Annotated in this window: 17 protein-coding genes; 8 read left to right on the forward strand and 9 right to left on the reverse strand. The window is 46.7% G+C overall.

Translation table 11 applies throughout. From position 1 onward, the window contains the following. Positions 1–59: 59 nt before the first annotated feature. From katG to ACNA6I_RS05415, 3 genes are all read right to left on the reverse strand, one after another. Positions 60–2,273 (reverse strand): catalase/peroxidase HPI, encoded by a 2,214-nt coding sequence (gene katG, locus ACNA6I_RS05405; protein WP_416313039.1) that lies wholly within the window; start codon positions 2,271–2,273, stop codon positions 60–62. 270 nt (positions 2,274–2,543) lie between these two features. Next, positions 2,544–3,392: a hypothetical protein gene (locus ACNA6I_RS05410; protein WP_251526599.1), complete on the reverse strand. Its 849-nt coding sequence runs from the start codon at positions 3,390–3,392 to the stop codon at positions 2,544–2,546. Beyond that, positions 3,385–4,299, reverse strand: coding sequence for a WD40/YVTN/BNR-like repeat-containing protein (locus ACNA6I_RS05415; RefSeq protein ID WP_416313040.1), 915 nt, complete (start codon positions 4,297–4,299; stop codon positions 3,385–3,387). Before ACNA6I_RS05415 ends, ACNA6I_RS05410 begins: the two co-directional genes overlap by 8 nt. 342 nt (positions 4,300–4,641) lie before the next feature. On the opposite strand from ACNA6I_RS05415, the gene ACNA6I_RS05420 reads away from it, so the two are divergent. Genes ACNA6I_RS05420 through ACNA6I_RS05430 form a run of 3 tightly spaced genes read left to right on the forward strand, consistent with a single transcriptional unit; the run spans position 4,642 to position 6,925 of the window. Then, entirely contained in the window at positions 4,642–5,268 is a 627-nt protein-coding gene (locus ACNA6I_RS05420; RefSeq protein ID WP_048003687.1) for a nitroreductase family protein, read from the forward strand. 15 nt (positions 5,269–5,283) lie between these two features. Continuing rightward, complete coding sequence (locus ACNA6I_RS05425; RefSeq protein WP_048003686.1) at positions 5,284–6,102, forward strand: SDR family oxidoreductase; 819 nt, start codon at positions 5,284–5,286, stop codon at positions 6,100–6,102. Positions 6,103–6,139: 37 nt separating this feature from the next. Further along, complete coding sequence (locus ACNA6I_RS05430; protein WP_048003685.1) at positions 6,140–6,925, forward strand: SDR family oxidoreductase; 786 nt, start codon at positions 6,140–6,142, stop codon at positions 6,923–6,925. A gap of 93 nt (positions 6,926–7,018) precedes the next feature. Here ACNA6I_RS05430 and ACNA6I_RS05435 read toward each other — a convergent pair whose 3' ends face one another. Further along, complete coding sequence (locus tag ACNA6I_RS05435; protein ID WP_048003684.1) at positions 7,019–7,234, reverse strand: IDEAL domain-containing protein; 216 nt, start codon at positions 7,232–7,234, stop codon at positions 7,019–7,021. A gap of 293 nt (positions 7,235–7,527) precedes the next feature. On the opposite strand from ACNA6I_RS05435, the gene ACNA6I_RS05440 reads away from it, so the two are divergent. Then, positions 7,528–8,298: a PAS domain S-box protein gene (locus tag ACNA6I_RS05440; protein WP_048003683.1), complete on the forward strand. Its 771-nt coding sequence runs from the start codon at positions 7,528–7,530 to the stop codon at positions 8,296–8,298. Positions 8,299–8,444: 146 nt separating this feature from the next. Here ACNA6I_RS05440 and ACNA6I_RS05445 read toward each other — a convergent pair whose 3' ends face one another. After that, positions 8,445–9,221, reverse strand: coding sequence for a YibE/F family protein (locus ACNA6I_RS05445; RefSeq protein WP_048012788.1), 777 nt, complete (start codon positions 9,219–9,221; stop codon positions 8,445–8,447). Continuing rightward, entirely contained in the window at positions 9,218–10,321 is a 1,104-nt protein-coding gene (locus ACNA6I_RS05450; protein WP_231888750.1) for a YibE/F family protein, read from the reverse strand. The genes ACNA6I_RS05445 and ACNA6I_RS05450 overlap by 4 nt, the downstream gene beginning before the upstream one ends. 308 nt (positions 10,322–10,629) lie before the next feature. On the opposite strand from ACNA6I_RS05450, the gene ACNA6I_RS05455 reads away from it, so the two are divergent. Genes ACNA6I_RS05455 through ACNA6I_RS05465 form a run of 3 tightly spaced genes read left to right on the forward strand, consistent with a single transcriptional unit; the run spans position 10,630 to position 12,625 of the window. Further along, complete coding sequence (locus ACNA6I_RS05455) at positions 10,630–10,788, forward strand: hypothetical protein (RefSeq protein WP_187427058.1); 159 nt, start codon at positions 10,630–10,632, stop codon at positions 10,786–10,788. A gap of 2 nt (positions 10,789–10,790) precedes the next feature. Further along, entirely contained in the window at positions 10,791–11,546 is a 756-nt protein-coding gene (locus ACNA6I_RS05460; protein ID WP_053072376.1) for a YdcF family protein, read from the forward strand. A gap of 20 nt (positions 11,547–11,566) precedes the next feature. Continuing rightward, the gene (locus tag ACNA6I_RS05465) at positions 11,567–12,625 is read left to right on the forward strand and encodes a P1 family peptidase (protein WP_416313041.1); all 1,059 of its coding nucleotides are present in this window, start codon (positions 11,567–11,569) and stop codon (positions 12,623–12,625) included. On the opposite strand, the gene ACNA6I_RS05470 is transcribed toward ACNA6I_RS05465, so the two are convergent. Beyond that, on the reverse strand, positions 12,622–13,107 hold the full coding sequence (locus ACNA6I_RS05470) for a hypothetical protein (protein ID WP_053071911.1): 486 nt from the start codon (positions 13,105–13,107) through the stop codon (positions 12,622–12,624). The genes ACNA6I_RS05465 and ACNA6I_RS05470 overlap by 4 nt on opposite strands. A 276-nt stretch (positions 13,108–13,383) precedes the next feature. Between ACNA6I_RS05470 and ACNA6I_RS05475 the strand changes: the two genes are divergently transcribed. Then, positions 13,384–13,518 (forward strand): hypothetical protein, encoded by a 135-nt coding sequence (locus tag ACNA6I_RS05475; RefSeq protein WP_262370498.1) that lies wholly within the window; start codon positions 13,384–13,386, stop codon positions 13,516–13,518. Positions 13,519–13,574: 56 nt separating this feature from the next. Here the strand turns inward: ACNA6I_RS05475 and ACNA6I_RS05480 are convergent, their stop codons facing one another. Together ACNA6I_RS05480 and ACNA6I_RS05485 are read right to left on the reverse strand one after the other, a co-directional pair. Continuing rightward, positions 13,575–15,035, reverse strand: coding sequence for a DHA2 family efflux MFS transporter permease subunit (locus ACNA6I_RS05480; RefSeq protein WP_048003678.1), 1,461 nt, complete (start codon positions 15,033–15,035; stop codon positions 13,575–13,577). Further along, positions 15,032–15,628, reverse strand: coding sequence for a TetR/AcrR family transcriptional regulator (locus ACNA6I_RS05485; RefSeq protein ID WP_063191545.1), 597 nt, complete (start codon positions 15,626–15,628; stop codon positions 15,032–15,034). The genes ACNA6I_RS05480 and ACNA6I_RS05485 overlap by 4 nt, the downstream gene beginning before the upstream one ends. Between the last annotated feature and the right edge of the window lie 121 nt (positions 15,629–15,749).

A 15,749-nucleotide genomic window follows, 5' to 3' on the forward strand; every position in this document is an offset into this window, starting at 1 on the left:
TTCAGCTCCTTTTTGAATGTGATCAAAGAAAAATCCCGCCCCGAGAGGCAGGATGTCGATCATTTTAGATCAAACCGGTCTGCATTCATGACTTTGACCCAAGCCGAGACAAAATCACGAACGAATTTTTCTTTCGTATCGTCTTGCGCATACACTTCGGCGATGGCACGCAGTTCCGAATTGGATCCAAATACGAGATCGAATCGAGAAGCAGTCCATACGATCTCACCTGTATGACGGTCTCGCCCTTCATATTCATTGAAAGCAACACGTTTCCATTCCACTCCCATATCGAGGAGGTTGACGAAGAAGTCCGGCGACAGGCGTCCAGGCTGCTTAGTGAAAAGGCCACTCTTGCTTGACCCATAATTTGCTCCTAGCGAGCGCATTCCTCCGATCAACACAGTCATTTCAGGGGCACTCAATCCAAGCAGCTGCGCTTTGTCAACGAGCATTTCTTCTGGAGAGATGGAGTATTCCTGCTTTTGATAGTTACGGAAACCGTCCGAAACCGGCTCCAGGACGTCGAAGCTCTCTTCATCGGTTTGTTCAGGGGTTGCATCACCACGTCCAGGGGAGAACGGGATCTGTACGTCGAAGCCTCCGTCTTTGGCTGCTTTTTCTACTGCAGCGGTACCACCAAGGACAATCAGGTCGGCGATGCTCACCTTTTTATGGAATGTGCTTTGGATGTCTTCATACACGTTCAACACATTTTGGAGAAGGTCAGGTTCATTCACTTCCCAGTCTTTTTGAGGGGAGAGGCGAATGCGTGCACCGTTGGCTCCGCCGCGCATATCCGAACCCCTGAAGGTGGATGCAGAAGCCCAGGCCGTCTTGACCAGTTCGTTAGTGCTCAATCCTGAAGCCAGAATCTTTGATTTCAGCTCTTCAATCTCTGAATCGGAGAGTTCATAATCCACTGCAGGTACTGGGTCTTGCCAGATTAGCTCCTCACTCGGAACTTCAGGACCAAGATATCTGACTTTGGGACCCATATCCCTGTGAAGGAGCTTGAACCAGGCCCTGGCAAAAGCGTCAGCAAACTCGTCTGGGTTGGAATGGAACCTTCGGGAGATTTTTTTATAGGCGGGATCTTCCCTGAGTGCCATGTCCGCAGTCGTCATCATGGTCTTCACTTTGATCGATGGATCTTCGGCATCGGGTGCCATATGTTCTTCGCCCATATCAACAGGCGTCCATTGATAGGCGCCTGCAGCACTTTTGGTAAGCTCCCACTCATAGCCGAATAAAAGGTCGAAATACCCGTTATCCCACGTTGTCGGATGGGTCGTCCAGGCACCGTCGACTCCGCTTGAAATCGTATCACGGCCCTTGCCGCTTCCGTAGCTGCTGATCCAACCAAGCCCCTGGTTCTCCAGTGTGGAAGCCTCAGGATCATCGCCTACAAGGGAAGGATCTCCTGCACCGTGGGCTTTACCGAATGTATGCCCGCCAGCGACGAGTGCAACCGTCTCTTCATCGTTCATGGCCATCCTGCCGAAGGTATCCCTGATATCCCGGGCACTGCCTTTTGGATCAGGCTTCCCATTCGGTCCTTCAGGATTGACATAGATGAGTCCCATCTGAACGGCTGCAAGGGGATCTTCCAGTTCACGATCTCCTGAGTAGCGGTTGTCTGCGAGCCACTCTTTCTCCGTGCCCCAATATACATCTTCCTCTGCATGCCAAATGTCTTCCCGGCCACCTGCAAAACCGAACGTCTTCAACCCCATGGATTCTAATGCCACATTACCCGTCAGGACGAGAAGATCCGCCCAAGAGATTTTGTTCCCGTATTTGCGCTTGATCGGCCAGAGTAACCTGCGTGCCTTGTCGAGGTTCACATTATCCGGCCAGCTGTTCAGCGGGGCGAATCGCTGAGAACCCGATGCACCGCCGCCTCGTCCATCCGATGTCCGGTATGTACCTGCCGCGTGCCAGGACATGCGGATGAAGAAGGGACCATAGTGTCCGTAGTCGGCAGGCCACCAGTCCTGGCTGTCAGTCATGAGGGAGTGGAGGTCCTTCTTCAATGCTGCGTAGTCGAGCTTGGCAAATTCCTGCCGATAATCGAAATCTTCTCCATAAGGGTTCGACTTCCGATCGTGCTGACGAAGGACATTCAGATTAAGCTGATTGGGCCACCAGTCCTTATTCGTCGTTCCTCGTGGTGACCTTGACGTCGTTATGGCACTATCCTTGTGGTGGGTGACGGGACATTGCCCCGCTGCGCTATGTTCTTTTTGATCAGGTTTTTGATTGTGATCCATCGACCATTCTCCTTTCAAAATAAGGGGTTGAAGTAGGGATGAAGACCATACTTTGTGAAAAGTATGAAAATTAGAATGATTCTTAATTAACATTATAAGCCAGCCTGTCCCGGAAAGAAAGCGGTAACTATGAAAGAATGAACATTCCTCATACTGCAGAGATAAACACCCCATAAAGGTGAAAGGAAACTTCACCTTTATGGGGTTAGGAAAAGAGCTATGGCTAATTAGCTTTTCCAAATAAAAAATCATCCATTCATATGCAACGGATCAAGGAGAAGATAAAGTGAGGGGAACCGGTTCATTATTCTCATCCGTTGCCTCGTACAGGTAGATGGAGCCGGCAGGGGGGTCAGGGTCATTCTCATGGCTGATGAAATCCTCACCGAGGGCGATCGTCCACTGCGCTTCGTCATTCTCAGTCAATACGACTGCCAGGGTACCGAACTGCACGATATTCTCCCATGTATAGCGTTCAACTTCATGATCACGCTGGAGGATAAGACCATCAGTCGTGCTTGTAAGGGTAAGATCTCCCCCTTTCCATGTTCCGGGAAAGGATAATGCCACATTCGTGTAGGAGGACCCTTGACCGCGATCTCCGTAAGTGCCGATGAATTGATGAATGGAACCATCTTCTGAATGGTAGGTTGCTGCGACAATATCATCTTGAATCCATTTTATCTTTGCATCTCCTTTCATTGAAAAAGGGAGCGTTTCCTTCCCTTGGACAAATGGGCCATAATAGGGTCTGTAATAGACGGTCTTACCCGTAAGACGATCTTGTTTCAACACCAAGTATGTCTTCCAGTCCGGTGAGTGGGAAACAAATTCCCTGACATCCTTCATGTGACGGAATAAAAGGACCCCTTGCAAAAGGATGAATATGGTCGCAATCCCCAAAAGAAACGCCTTTCCATTTCTTTTCAAATCCATCAGGAGAAGAAGGGCCACAGTGGCAAAGACCACGATAAAAGTGGTGAGGAGATAGAAGAGTCGATCGTCTGCATATTCAACCCCCCATCTTAAGCGGAGGATCAGGTAAAGTCCTTGGAATAGGAAGAGAATAACCGAAAAGGCAAAACAACACCATCCCATAACCAGCTTACCTTTATTCATCTGCATCCACCTCGTTTTGGAAAGACCAAGAGAGACCATTATCCTTAGATATGAATTTTCCTTTCACTTTCCCCCCTTTGTAATCGCCGCTAGATCCCTGATTTACCAACAGAACCAAGTCAGTCCCTTCTACATAGGGAGTTTCAGCAGTGGTAAAGATGAGATCGTACTCATCAGGTATCTCAATACTCGCTGATACCCAGGATTGTCCCCCATCTTGGGTGACATAAAGGTCGGGTTCTTCTGGATTTAGGATCCCATAAGATAAAAAACCGGTATTCTCGTCAATGAAATTCCCGTCGTACAGCAGGCGATAGTGATCCGGGTGGGACACCTCCGTCCATGTTTCTCCACTGTCATGCGTCATAAATACCTTCGTTGCTTCTGAGGACATGGTCCTCTCGCCGGTATACACTACATAGCCGTCATTTTCATTGAGGAAATCCACTTTCCTGAAGCGGGGAGCTGTCATCCTGCCTATATCTGCATCTTTCCATGTATCTCCCTGGTCAAGGGAATAAAGCAGCTTTACACGTTGATCGTCCGCTCCTTCTACATACAGAAAGGCAGCGCGATCTTCAGATAGGAAAAAGCTGTGTTCGATCAGCTCGTTCTCCTGTCCATTGTATTCCCCGGCAAAAAGGGTTTCAATTCCTATAGGTACGCGAAACCAATGCTCTCCGTCATCATAGGTGATTTGGAGCTCACCGGATAGGGCGTAACCAATAGGACCATTTGATCCAATCGGTTGAAGGGTATCGCCGTTTTCTGGAAGCGATTTTTGCTGCTGAGGCGTTTCCATTTTTGATGGCAAGCGGGGAGAGGGAGCTGTTTCGAACAGGTAGGTACCGACTGCGATGCCAATGCCTACTAAGGAGGCAGATCCTCCAATTATGATCTTTTTCATGATTCAGGGCTCCTTTTCCTAGTGTTCAGTTCCCTATTTTACCATCTAAGAAAGAATGTTTGTGTGGTTTGATATGAATCAATGACAGGGGAATACTAAAAGCACCTCTGAAATGTTTGTGAAACACATCACTTGAAATGCAATCCATGATGGTTTATATTAATTGACGTGTCAACGATTGAAGGGGAATGATATGAAATATCCTTGAAATCAGGGGAATATTTTCATTTGAGCTCTTCCCTTGCATTGAATGCTTAAATGTTTTATAGTGTTTGATGTATCAATTATTGACCCATCAATCAATTGTGGAATTTACTCTCAACCAAGAAAGGAACATCACACATGAAACCAAATGATTTCAACGATATTGTTTTAAACCGCCGCTCCATCAAGAGGTATGACCCGGAAGTGAAGATCAGTCGTGAAGAAATGGAGCAGATCCTTACGGAAGCTACTCGTGCACCTTCTTCTGTTAACATGCAGCCATGGAGATTCATGGTAGTCGATACTCCGGAAGGAAAAGAAAAGCTGTCTCGTATGGCACGATTCAACAAAGAACAAGTAGACACTTCCGCAGCCGTGGTCGCTGTCTTCGGTGATATGAAAAATATCGAGAACGCCGATGTCATTTATGACAAAGCGGTGGAGCTCGGATATATGCCTCAGGAAATCAAAGATATGCAGCTTGGGAAAATCAAAGCTCATTATGATAACCAACTTGAGAATGATTTACGCGATGTAGTACTGATCGATGCTGGACTTGTCTCCATGCAGCTGATGCTCGTGGCACGCGCTCACGGATACGACACAAATCCGATCGGTGGATATGAAAAAGAGATCATCGCTGAAGAATTCGGACTCGATAAAGATCGCTACGTGCCGATCATGCTCATTTCAATGGGTAAAGCAGCTGATGAAGGGTATCCTTCTTACCGCTTGCCTGTTAATGATGTAACCTTCTGGAAATAAAAATGAGGTGATCTTATGACAGCCAAAACCATTGTAATAACCGGTGCTTCATCAGGAATCGGAAAGGCGACTGCCCTCCACTTTGCTGAAAATGGCTGGAATGTGGCGGCCACCATGCGAACTCCGGAAAAAGAGATTGAACTTAGGAAAAACGGGAATATACACTTATACCGGCTGGATGTAACGGATCCTGGCAGCATCGAGGCAGCCAGAGATCAAATTCTATCCGACTATCTAAAAGTGGACGCAGTACTGAATAATGCAGGGTTCGGACTGATGGGCCCGTTCGAACTTGCCGAGGATTCTCAGATTAGGAGGCAATTCGAGGTCAATGTGTTCGGGCTCTTTGAAGTCACAAAAGCGTTTCTTCCACATTTCAGGAAGAATAGAGACGGGATGTTCATCAATGTTTCTTCCCTGGGCGGAAGAGTTGCATTCCCCTATTTAAGTTTGTATCATTCCACCAAGTGGGCGATAGAAGGCTTTACCGAATCCCTGTATTTTGAATTGAGCCAGCTCGGTATCAAGACAAAGCTTATTGAACCAGGGGGAGTGGCCACTGATTTTGATGGTCGATCATTGGAGAAAACCTCATCAAAGACCATAAGGGATTATGATCCTGGAATGGAAACCTTCCAGGAGCGGTTCGTTTCCAATATCGAATCGAGTGAACCTCTCACCATTGCGGAGGTTGTTTTTGAAGCAGCCACCGATGGCACGGACCGGTTACGCTACGCTGCTGGACAAGATGCCGTTCAATCCCTTGAGGCACGCAATCGTGCAGGAGATGAAGCGTTCATTAAGGTGACTAAAGAACGTTCTTTTGGTAAATAACAATCAAAGAGGAAACCAACAACAGGAGGGAAATAGTATGTATCAAGATTTAAAAGATAAAGTTGTCGTTATTACAGGTGCATCCAAAGGGTTGGGTCGTGCGATGGCCGTTCGTTTTGGACAAGAGCAATCAAAAGTTGTGATCAACTACCGCAGTAAGGAAGAAGAAGCCCTTGAAGTTAAAAAAGAAGTGGAAGAAGCGGGGGGCCAAGCCATCATCGTTCATGGTGATGTCTCAAAAGAAGCCGACGTGATCAACCTTGTCCAAACAGCCGTCAAAGAATTTGGTACACTGGATATCATGATCAATAACGCGGGCTTCGAAAATCCAGTGCCATCACACGAGCTATCATTGGATAACTGGCAGGCGGTCATCGATACTAACCTGACCGGAGCATTCCTTGGCAGCCGAGAAGCCATCAAGTACTGGGTTGAAAACGACATCAAGGGAAATGTCATCAATATGTCTTCGGTTCATGAAATGATCCCATGGCCGTTATTCGTTCACTATGCTGCAAGTAAAGGCGGCATGAAGCTGATGACTGAAACACTTGCCTTGGAATATGCTCCAAAAGGCATCCGTGTAAACAACATCGGACCAGGTGCCATGGATACACCAATCAATGCAGAGAAATTCAACGACCCTGAACAGCGTGCAGACGTTGAAAGCATGATCCCGATGGGGTATATCGGTAAACCGGAAGAAGTCTCATCCGTAGCTGCCTTCCTCGCTTCAGAGCAGGCAAGCTATGTTACAGGTGTGACACTATTCGTTGACGGTGGAATGACGAAATATCCTTCCTTCCAAGCCGGAAGAGGATGACCAATTAGATAAAATAAACGGAAAACCTCCCTATTTACAGGGGGGTTTTCCGTTTATTTATAGAAAGAGCAATCACGAATGGTTTAGAAAATACTACATTGCATATCCATATTGTCGATGGAGATCGTTTAATTCTTTACACAATCTTAGAAAATCGTCTTTGTTTTTCTCACATAGCGCACGGTCAATTTCCTGTTCAATCTTCTCTTTACGGAAATTCAGCAGAGCCTCGTCCAGGATCATTTCAGCTAGTAAAGAGTGGATACTGCTTTCATCAGACTGCGGTGAGTTCAATAAATGCCTCTTCATGACTATCAGCTCCTTGACCTTTTTTCTATTATACAATAATTTTACATAATATTCAAACAAATTAATTCGCAACCCATAAAAGCACAAGAAAGCTCATATTGTCAATCACGCCCCTAGAGAGGGTCACGCTTTTCATATGAGCCTTGGGAGAAATGTTCATGCCTCCCATCATCTATACTACGATATGAAACGCGTTTCATAGCAAGTACCTTCATTAAAAGATGAGAAACCGAGGGAACTTCCTTGCGTGGTCTTACGATAACCTGTATCGTTGAGGAGAAGGAGTGAGGAACGTGAGTGAAGCCATATCTACTATAGACTATCGAGAGGTCATCGAATATTCACTCGAGCCTGTCATCATCCATACAGATTATCAAATCCTGTATATCAATCGTGCAGCAGAATCGTTCTTCAGGACAACGAAGGAAGAAGTCATCGGTCTCAGTCCCCTGGATATTTTCCAGGATTCATCGAGAGAGGCAATCAAAGAACGGATACAGTCTGCTTATATCAAACCGGCTGATGTGATCGTAGAACTTCTCTATCGTATGGACGGCACATCAGTCGAAGCCGAGCTTTATTGCCATCCTGTCACCGTCGCAGGTAAACAAGCGATCCAGTCTTACATACGCGATATCGGATGGAGACGCGAAGCAAGCCTAAGGCAGAATGAGTTAATCAAGGAAATCAACGAATTATCTGCGACCATCGTTCCCCTACTTGATGATATCGCCATCCTCCCGTTGACCGGAAAGGTCGATCATGATAAAGCCGTAGCCCTGTTGGATTTAATTCCGGTTAAAGTCCGGAATCAGCAGATTACGCACCTGATCATCGACTTCTCAGGTATGTATTCTGTAGATGATCTTGTGATCGACACGCTGTTTAAAGTTCATCATGTATTGGGCCTACTTGGGGTCGAAACGTTTATAACGGGACTTCGCCCTGAGCTCGTGCTTGAAGCTTTGAACCTGGATATCGATCTTTCCAGCCTCCCAGTCACAGGAACCGTCAAAGAAGCTTTGGATATCCTAGAGATCAAGCATGATGTCCACTCGTCATAAAATGGCATTAAAATCAAACTATAGTATGATTAAATCAAATTATATAGGGAATACTGGTAGTACATCTTGCTCAAACACATAGCAAAGCCCCGTGCATATACGGGGCTTTTTTTTATGGAGATGATGCGTTGGGAACACTCCTTCAATCAAAGGGTTCTATTCCTGCCCTGTTTCTTTTTATCAAGGAAGTAAGCCGTGAAGCCAGCTGTGATGGGAATGGCAAGGGCCATACCGATGGCAGAGGAGCCGATGAAGATCATCTCAGAGCTGAACACTTTGGAATTAACGATATCCCCTAGTGAGTACTTCAGATCCTTAAACCAGATCAACAGCCCCATGTATCCTCCGAAGAAGGCAAAGAAGAGCGTATTCGCGCTTGTACCGAGAATATCCCGTCCGATACTCATTCCTGCTGCAAAAAGAGAATGGCGATCAATATCCGGATTATGATAGTTGATTTCCTGCATGGGCGAGGCTATTGCAATGGTCAAATCGATGATGGCGCCAATGGTGCTCATAAGGATCATGGCTGCACCAATCTTGACAAAGTCCACTCCTACATAAAGAGAATAAGGTGCAAGCTCTTCGATTTCTTCTTCTCCGAACCCCTGAATCATCGCCTGATCGGTAAATAGGAGGATGAAGACGAGAAGGATGCAGGTGGTCACAATGGTGGCAAGGAAGGCCGTTATCGTCTTGGTGCTAAAACGGCTGATGTAGAATAGCGTGATGGAACTGATCAATGCAGAGGCGAAGAGCGTGACTACGACGGGATTGGCCCCCGGGTTATTCATGATGATGATCGAGAGGATGAGCACAGTGAAATTGAGGAAGAGCGCGACAAAGGATCGTGCCCCTTTTTTTCCTCCGATCACAGTCATGAGTATGAAGAGAATGACGGCCAGAATGAATTGAACGGTCATGACACGGCCCTCCTTCGATTAACCAAATTGATGGAGATGAATATTCCGATAGGAATCGCCAGGACGATACCGATCCCTCCCGTGAGTGCACGGGCAAGCTCCAAAGAGAGGTTCATTGATAAGGTGAAACCAAGGGGGGAAGCATTCTTGAAGTAGAGAATCAGCATGGGCATGGCACCGCTGATATAAACGAAGAACATGATATTGGTCATCGTGCCCATGATGTCCCGACCGATTTCAAATCCCGCTTCCTTTAAAGCCTTTGTACTGATTGAAGGATTTTTTTCATACAGGGTGAAGATAGATGCAGATAGGGTGATCGCCACATCCATGACGGCACCTAGACAGCCCACAAGGATTCCAGCCATAAACACGGTCTCGGTCGGCCTGGTCAGAAACTGCATCTCCTCATATCTCAGACCATTTGCTGCAGTGGCTTTGATGACGATGAAACTGATCAACAATGTCACAAAGGTGGCAACCAGTGTGGAAATGACCGCTGCATAGGTTTTGCGATTGAAGCCGTTTACCAACAGTAGTGAGATGGAAGTGAACAGGAGCACAGCCAGACCGCACACTCCCAGCAATCCGATCCGGTCATGATTCAGATAGCTATCAAGAGCGAACGAAAGAATGACTGCATTGACGCAAAGGGTTCCGAGAGAATATAAGCCTTGCCGTTTCCCTACAAGTATCATCAGGAAAATGAAGACCCATCCGATGATTACGAGGTATGTATCACGCTTAACATCATCTATCGAACCTCTTAACTGACCCTGCCCATCGGTCTGTTCGTTGATCGAGACAAACAAGTCATTGCCTGGTTTGTATTCTTGATCGTACGCCTTCGACCTCGAATACGTATTGGATAGGAGAATACTCCTTCCCTTCTCGGGACCGTTCTTCACCGTAGCAAAGACTTCCTGTTCATACAGTCGATCTTCGTTCCCATTGGGGTCGGTGACGTCCCGTGTTCCGGTTATTTTCACGCCCGTCACTTCCGCAATGGATCGATCATAATAGTCTTCATTATGGTAGACGAAATAGATGGATAATACGCATAGTGCAACAAGAACGATGTAAAATAACCATTTTTTCATGTTGTTTCGTTTTTTTACGTTCATATTTGATTCATCACTCCTGAGCTGAAAAGACGTCTTTTATTATTCCACATCTTCTTCTTTCAAGCAAAAATATCTCATGTGAATGGACTTCCTATCTTTTGGGGCTAGGCCTTTCCATATTCAATCACAAGGGGTTTGCAGTATTCCTACCAAAAAGATGCATCGCAATATTCACGATAACAATAGGTGTTTTCTGTGTTTTCATTCTTTAAATAAGCATTGTCACATTGTAAGTAATTTGAAATAATGGATAGGATCAAAAGTGTTTTTGGGAGTGATGAATCGTGAGTAACACATGGTATGGCTTTATCCTGCTTATCGTTGGGGTCTATTCTTATTTTTCAGGGGAACTGGTGACATTTATTATGCTCTCCCTGATTCTGATCAGTTTGAATAATATCAATCACACATTGAAAAAGCGTCAAAGCGGCAGAGAAGGATGAAGATGCCGGGAATCAAGTATAAGAGAGGCTTCTTGATTCCGGTCCTCCTTGGGGCTTTCGTGGCGTTCTTGTCCTTCGGTGTGACGTTCGGCTTGCTGTTCATACTGGCGAATGTTTTGATTATCTATCTATTGTTTGTTTTTCGTTTACGGAAACGGTCGTGGTACTACCGCTTGATAGGTGGAGCCTATCTTATTTTTCTGGTGACGTTTGCAGGGGTAGAGGGATACATCTTAAAGGAAGCCTATGACGGACCCGGGAATCTATCCGGAGACTATGATGCAGTGCTCATCCTTGGTGCCGGTTTAAAGGGAGAAGAACCTTCGAAAACTCTCTTATCCCGCCTGGACACAGCGGAAGAAATTCTGAAAGTCCGGGAAGACCTGCCTGTGATAGTTTCCGGAGGTCAAGGGCCTGGTGAATCCATCACCGAGGCAGAGGCCATGGGTCGGCATCTCGTTGCAAACGGGATCGAAGAGAGCCGGATCATATACGAAGAAGCATCCACCAATACATTTGAAAATATGCTGTATTCCCGGCGGTTGCTGGCAGAAGAAGGGCTGACGGAGGGAAAGGTCCTGATTGTGACCAATGACTTCCATCTAGCACGGTCCAAAATGCTGGCCAGGGATGTGGGACTTGAGCCATCTGGGTACTCAGCCCCGACGCCATGGTTAGTGAGGGTCAACTATTACATACGTGAATTTTTCGCCATGGTCAAAACATTCCTGCTTGGAAGAGGTACACTGGGTGGATAAATCACAAGGAGGAAATTGACATGACGAGACGAATCAGGGACTACGGAGTCAAAATAGGAAGGATGAGAACGAGAAAGCACAACTCCATTTCCGATGTAAAGGGAGTGACTGTCGGACATACGACCATTGATGATGGACCACATCAAACCGGTGTCACTGCCATCCTGCCCCATCAGGGATCTCTCTTTAAAGACAAGCTCATAGCCTCTTCCCATGTGATCAATGGCTTTGGTAAAAGCATGGGGTTGATCCAGATCAATGAACTGGGCACACTTGAAACGCCAATCATCCTGACGAATACACTGAGCATCGGAGTCGCCGCTGATGCACTGATAGATTACATGCTTGATAACAATCCGGAGATTGGCAGAACGACAGGGACGGTGAATCCTGTCGTTTGTGAATGCAATGATATGCTGCTGAATGATGTCAGGGCCAAGGTGGTTCGGAAGGAACATGTTTTCGATGCCATACACAAAGCTGGAGAACAAGTAGAGGAAGGCAGTGTGGGAGCAGGAAGAGGCATGCTCTGCTATTCGTTGAAAGGTGGAATAGGTACTTCCTCTCGAATCATTCCCCTCGATCACGGCACCTACACCCTTGGCGTACTCGTGCTCTCAAACTTTGGGATATTAAGCGATCTTATGGTAGGAGGGAATCCTGTAGGGGAGAAGTTGAAAAAGGCCATCCTTCAGGAACGTGAGGAAAGGGATAAAGGATCCATCATCATTGTGGTCGCAACGGATCTTCCTGTATCGGAAAGGCAACTGCACCGGATCATCAAACGATCCATCACCGGCTTGTCCCGTACAGGATCCATTATCACCACGGGGAGCGGCGAGGTGGTGGTCGGATTTTCCACCCACACCACCATTCCGCATCTTCAAAGCGGGAAGTTTCTATCCATCCCGGTGATTCATGAGGATGATATGGATGCTGCGTTCAGAGCCGTTGGGGAGGCAACGGAGGAGGCGGTCCTCAATTCCCTTGTCACGGCTTCCCATGTCATCGGTCGTGATGGTCACGAAAGACCTGCGTTCAAGGAACTCATTGAAAAACACCAGATCCCGTTGGTTTAGTGTTGCTTTCGGATGATCCGGAGGTGAATGGGCAGGATGAACCTGTATACGATCAGATAAAAGATCGGGGATACGTATAGGATGAGGGGAGAGACCACTTTCATATATCCGGAATACTCCATGCCTGCCTGTATGAGAAATGATAACAGTGTGAATAAAATTGAATTTCTCCAACGCTTTTCATGAGTCGTCAGGTTCAGGTAAAGAATGGCGAGTGAAGCAGGAATGAGAGTATAGCTAAGCACCTCACCGATGCCCGTGATCTTGGCGTCTCCTAGATCGACCCAGTCAAGGACCCTCATGACCAGCACATCTGAAAGCCAGGCAGCTAATCCAACGACGCCGAATGTGATATAAAGTTCTACCCAGGAGAGACATCGTTTCGGCTGAATCAGCATGCATACTGCTAAAAGCAGGCTCACGGTGATGGGGAACCACAGCCCTGTCGCTCCGAAATCCAGTCTGTGGATGATCGTATCCATGATAAAAGCAACTCCTTGAATCCTATGAATGATCGTACTTACCGTATAGTATGATGAAACTCCCTTCATCTTATCCATCTGCAAGGAGGTAGAAGATGACATTTAGCATCATTTTTATTCTGCTCATTATCGGACTTATTATAATGGCGTTAGGAGCTTGGCGCCGTAGTATTTGGATCATTGTTCTGTCGATGGTCCCTTTCCTGGTTGGAATATGGGGCATTTATTCCATCTTTCTTGGCGGGATGTAAACCTGATTGAAAAGGAGGTGGAAGCATGGGACCATTGGGCATCATCACATTGTGCATGAGCATAGCGGGACTCGTTGCCTTTGCCAACATGATCGTTCTTTCGATCAGATTGGCAAAGGTACAAGGAGATCTGGAAGAATTGAAGGAAAAGGTAAGATGAGTTAAATGAAATAAAAAAGGTGCACGACTTAGTATGAAGTCTGTGCACCTTTTCCGTTATGAAGAGCTCATAGGATGATCGACTTTCACCCGCTTGACGAATAGTCCGACGATGAATCCGACAACCGCAGCGATAATGGCAAACAGGAATGCATTTTGTACACCTGATGTGAATGCAAGAAGCGGGGTTAACGGATTCGAGAGATCCGCACCGCCTTCCAAATAAGATTTCACGCCAGAAGAAAGAATCGAGATTGCAACAGCCGTTCCGATGGCACCGGCAACTTGTTGAAGAGTGTTCATGATGGCCGTTCCATCAGGATAAAGCTCAGGTGGCAGTTGGTTCAACCCATTTGTCTGGGCGGGCATCATGATCATGGATACACCGATCATAAGCAGGATGTGCATTCCGACAATGAAGTAGGAAGACGTATCAAGGTCCACTGTATAGAAACCGGCAAGTGATGCGATGACGATGGCAAGGCCAGGTATGACTAGCCATTTAGGACCGAAGCGGTCGAATAGGCTTCCCATGATCGGGGATAGCAAACCATTGATGATACCACCCGGCAATAAGAGAAGACCAGCGGCAAAGGTCGTCATGGCAAGTGACGTTTGCAAGTATAGTGGAAGCAGGATCATGGATGACAGAATGACCATCATGCAGATCAAAACAAGCAACAATCCGACAACGAACATTGGGTATTTGAACGTCTTCAGGTTCAGCATCGGCTGAGCCATGGTTCGCTGTCTAAGACAGAAGACGATAAGCCCGATGACTCCGGCGGCAATGGAAATGATGACGACAGGTTCACTCCAACCTCCGCCTTCACCAGCTGAACTGAAGCCATACACAACACCACCGAATCCGATCGTGGACAGGATGATGGATAAAATATCGATTTTTGGTCTTGTCGGTGTCGATACATTTTGCATGAAGAAGATACCGAAAACCAGTGCAACCAACAGGAATGGCAGTGAAATCCAGAAGATCCAGTGCCATGTCAGGGATTCAAGGATCAAGCCGGACAGCGTAGGACCTACCGCCGGTGCAAACATGATGACGAGTCCCATGAGCCCCATAATCTTACCGCGCTTGTGTGGCGGAACAATCAGGAGAATGGTATTAAACATCAACGGAAGCATCAGTGCGGTACCCATTGCCTGCACGACACGTGCCACCATCAGGAAGCCGAAGTTCGGGGCGATGGCTGCAATGAAGGTCCCGATGATCGAGAAGACCAGTGAGACGACAAACAACTGTCTCGTCGTGAACCATTGCAGAATCAGTCCAGAGACAGGTACCAAAATCCCAAGCGTGAGAAGGTACCCCGTTGTCAGCCATTGGGCGGTTGTTTCATGAATGCCGAAATCCTGGATTAAATTGCTCAATGCCATGTTCAGTGCCGTTTCACTGAAAAGGCCGATGAATCCGGCGATAAGGAATGATGTGAGGATCGGAAGAACCTTATAGGTTCCTTCGCTCTGTGAAGAGGTGTTCGATTGACTATGACTCATATGTGATTGTCCTCCTGTACTAAATTCTCTCTATGAAGTAGGATAGGTATTTGTTCAGCTATGATACGAAGTGTATCTCCGTTTCCGGCGATCAGCGAGATGGTGGTGGCACCTTCGAGCAACGCATTGATTGTGATGGCAAGGGGCATGGCCTCTCTTTCAGGGTAACCCCTTGAAGTCAACGCTTCGGCATAAAGCTCCTGCCATTCTTTGAAAGCAAGTTCACACGTTGATCGCAGCTCCTCATGCGTAGCGGCTGTTTCGGACGCAAGGGTCCCGATCTTCAGCCATTCCGTATCGTTATCAGAATCATAAAAGTCAGCGATATTAAGGATATGTCGTTGGAAGGCTTCGGATGCATCTTTATCCTGTTGAAGATCCACTTTTGTCTGTTCGACAATATGCTCTTTCACCAGCTTGATCGCCTCTTGGGCAATCTGCTCTTTTCCGTTCGGGAAATGGTAATAGAGGGAGCCTTTCGGTGTCCCGCTCACTTCGATGATCTGATTGATGCCGGTGCCATGATAGCCCTGTTTTTGAAATAGCTGTGCTGCCGTCTCGAGAATCAGCCGCTTCGTAGGATTAGTCTTCATTAAAAGCTCACCTTTACTAAGAATTATAGAGATTGGTCTACATAAATATACTCAATCGCCCCTTGCATAGTCAATCAAAAGATTCCATATGTTTAAATTCCTCTTCGATAAGGGAAAATGG

Origin of the sequence: Rossellomorea sp. FS2, assembly GCF_047915635.1 — a bacterium.
Taxonomy (GTDB): Bacteria; Bacillota; Bacilli; order Bacillales; family Bacillaceae_B; genus Rossellomorea; species Rossellomorea marisflavi_A.

Bases quoted from the DNA above. Each gene is read 5' to 3' on its own strand.
- ACNA6I_RS05445 (WP_048012788.1), bottom strand. From the start codon at position 9,221: ATGACCGTTCAATTCATTCTGGCCGTCATTCTCTTCATACTCATGACT.
- ACNA6I_RS05485 (WP_063191545.1), bottom strand. From the start codon at position 15,628: ATGAAGACTAATCCTACGAAGCGGCTGATTCTCGAGACGGCAGCACAG.
- ACNA6I_RS05425 (WP_048003686.1), top strand. From the start codon at position 5,284: ATGACAGCCAAAACCATTGTAATAACCGGTGCTTCATCAGGAATCGGA.
- katG (WP_416313039.1), bottom strand. From the start codon at position 2,273: ATGGATCACAATCAAAAACCTGATCAAAAAGAACATAGCGCAGCGGGG.
- ACNA6I_RS05435 (WP_048003684.1), bottom strand. From the start codon at position 7,234: ATGAAGAGGCATTTATTGAACTCACCGCAGTCTGATGAAAGCAGTATC.
- ACNA6I_RS05420 (WP_048003687.1), top strand. From the start codon at position 4,642: ATGAAACCAAATGATTTCAACGATATTGTTTTAAACCGCCGCTCCATC.
- ACNA6I_RS05450 (WP_231888750.1), bottom strand. From the start codon at position 10,321: ATGAAAAAATGGTTATTTTACATCGTTCTTGTTGCACTATGCGTATTA.
- ACNA6I_RS05470 (WP_053071911.1), bottom strand. From the start codon at position 13,107: ATGGATACGATCATCCACAGACTGGATTTCGGAGCGACAGGGCTGTGG.
- ACNA6I_RS05465 (WP_416313041.1), top strand. From the start codon at position 11,567: ATGACGAGACGAATCAGGGACTACGGAGTCAAAATAGGAAGGATGAGA.
- ACNA6I_RS05460 (WP_053072376.1), top strand. From the start codon at position 10,791: ATGCCGGGAATCAAGTATAAGAGAGGCTTCTTGATTCCGGTCCTCCTT.
- ACNA6I_RS05475 (WP_262370498.1), top strand. From the start codon at position 13,384: ATGGGACCATTGGGCATCATCACATTGTGCATGAGCATAGCGGGACTC.
- ACNA6I_RS05410 (WP_251526599.1), bottom strand. From the start codon at position 3,392: ATGAATAAAGGTAAGCTGGTTATGGGATGGTGTTGTTTTGCCTTTTCG.
- ACNA6I_RS05430 (WP_048003685.1), top strand. From the start codon at position 6,140: ATGTATCAAGATTTAAAAGATAAAGTTGTCGTTATTACAGGTGCATCC.
- ACNA6I_RS05480 (WP_048003678.1), bottom strand. From the start codon at position 15,035: ATGAGTCATAGTCAATCGAACACCTCTTCACAGAGCGAAGGAACCTAT.
- ACNA6I_RS05415 (WP_416313040.1), bottom strand. From the start codon at position 4,299: ATGAAAAAGATCATAATTGGAGGATCTGCCTCCTTAGTAGGCATTGGC.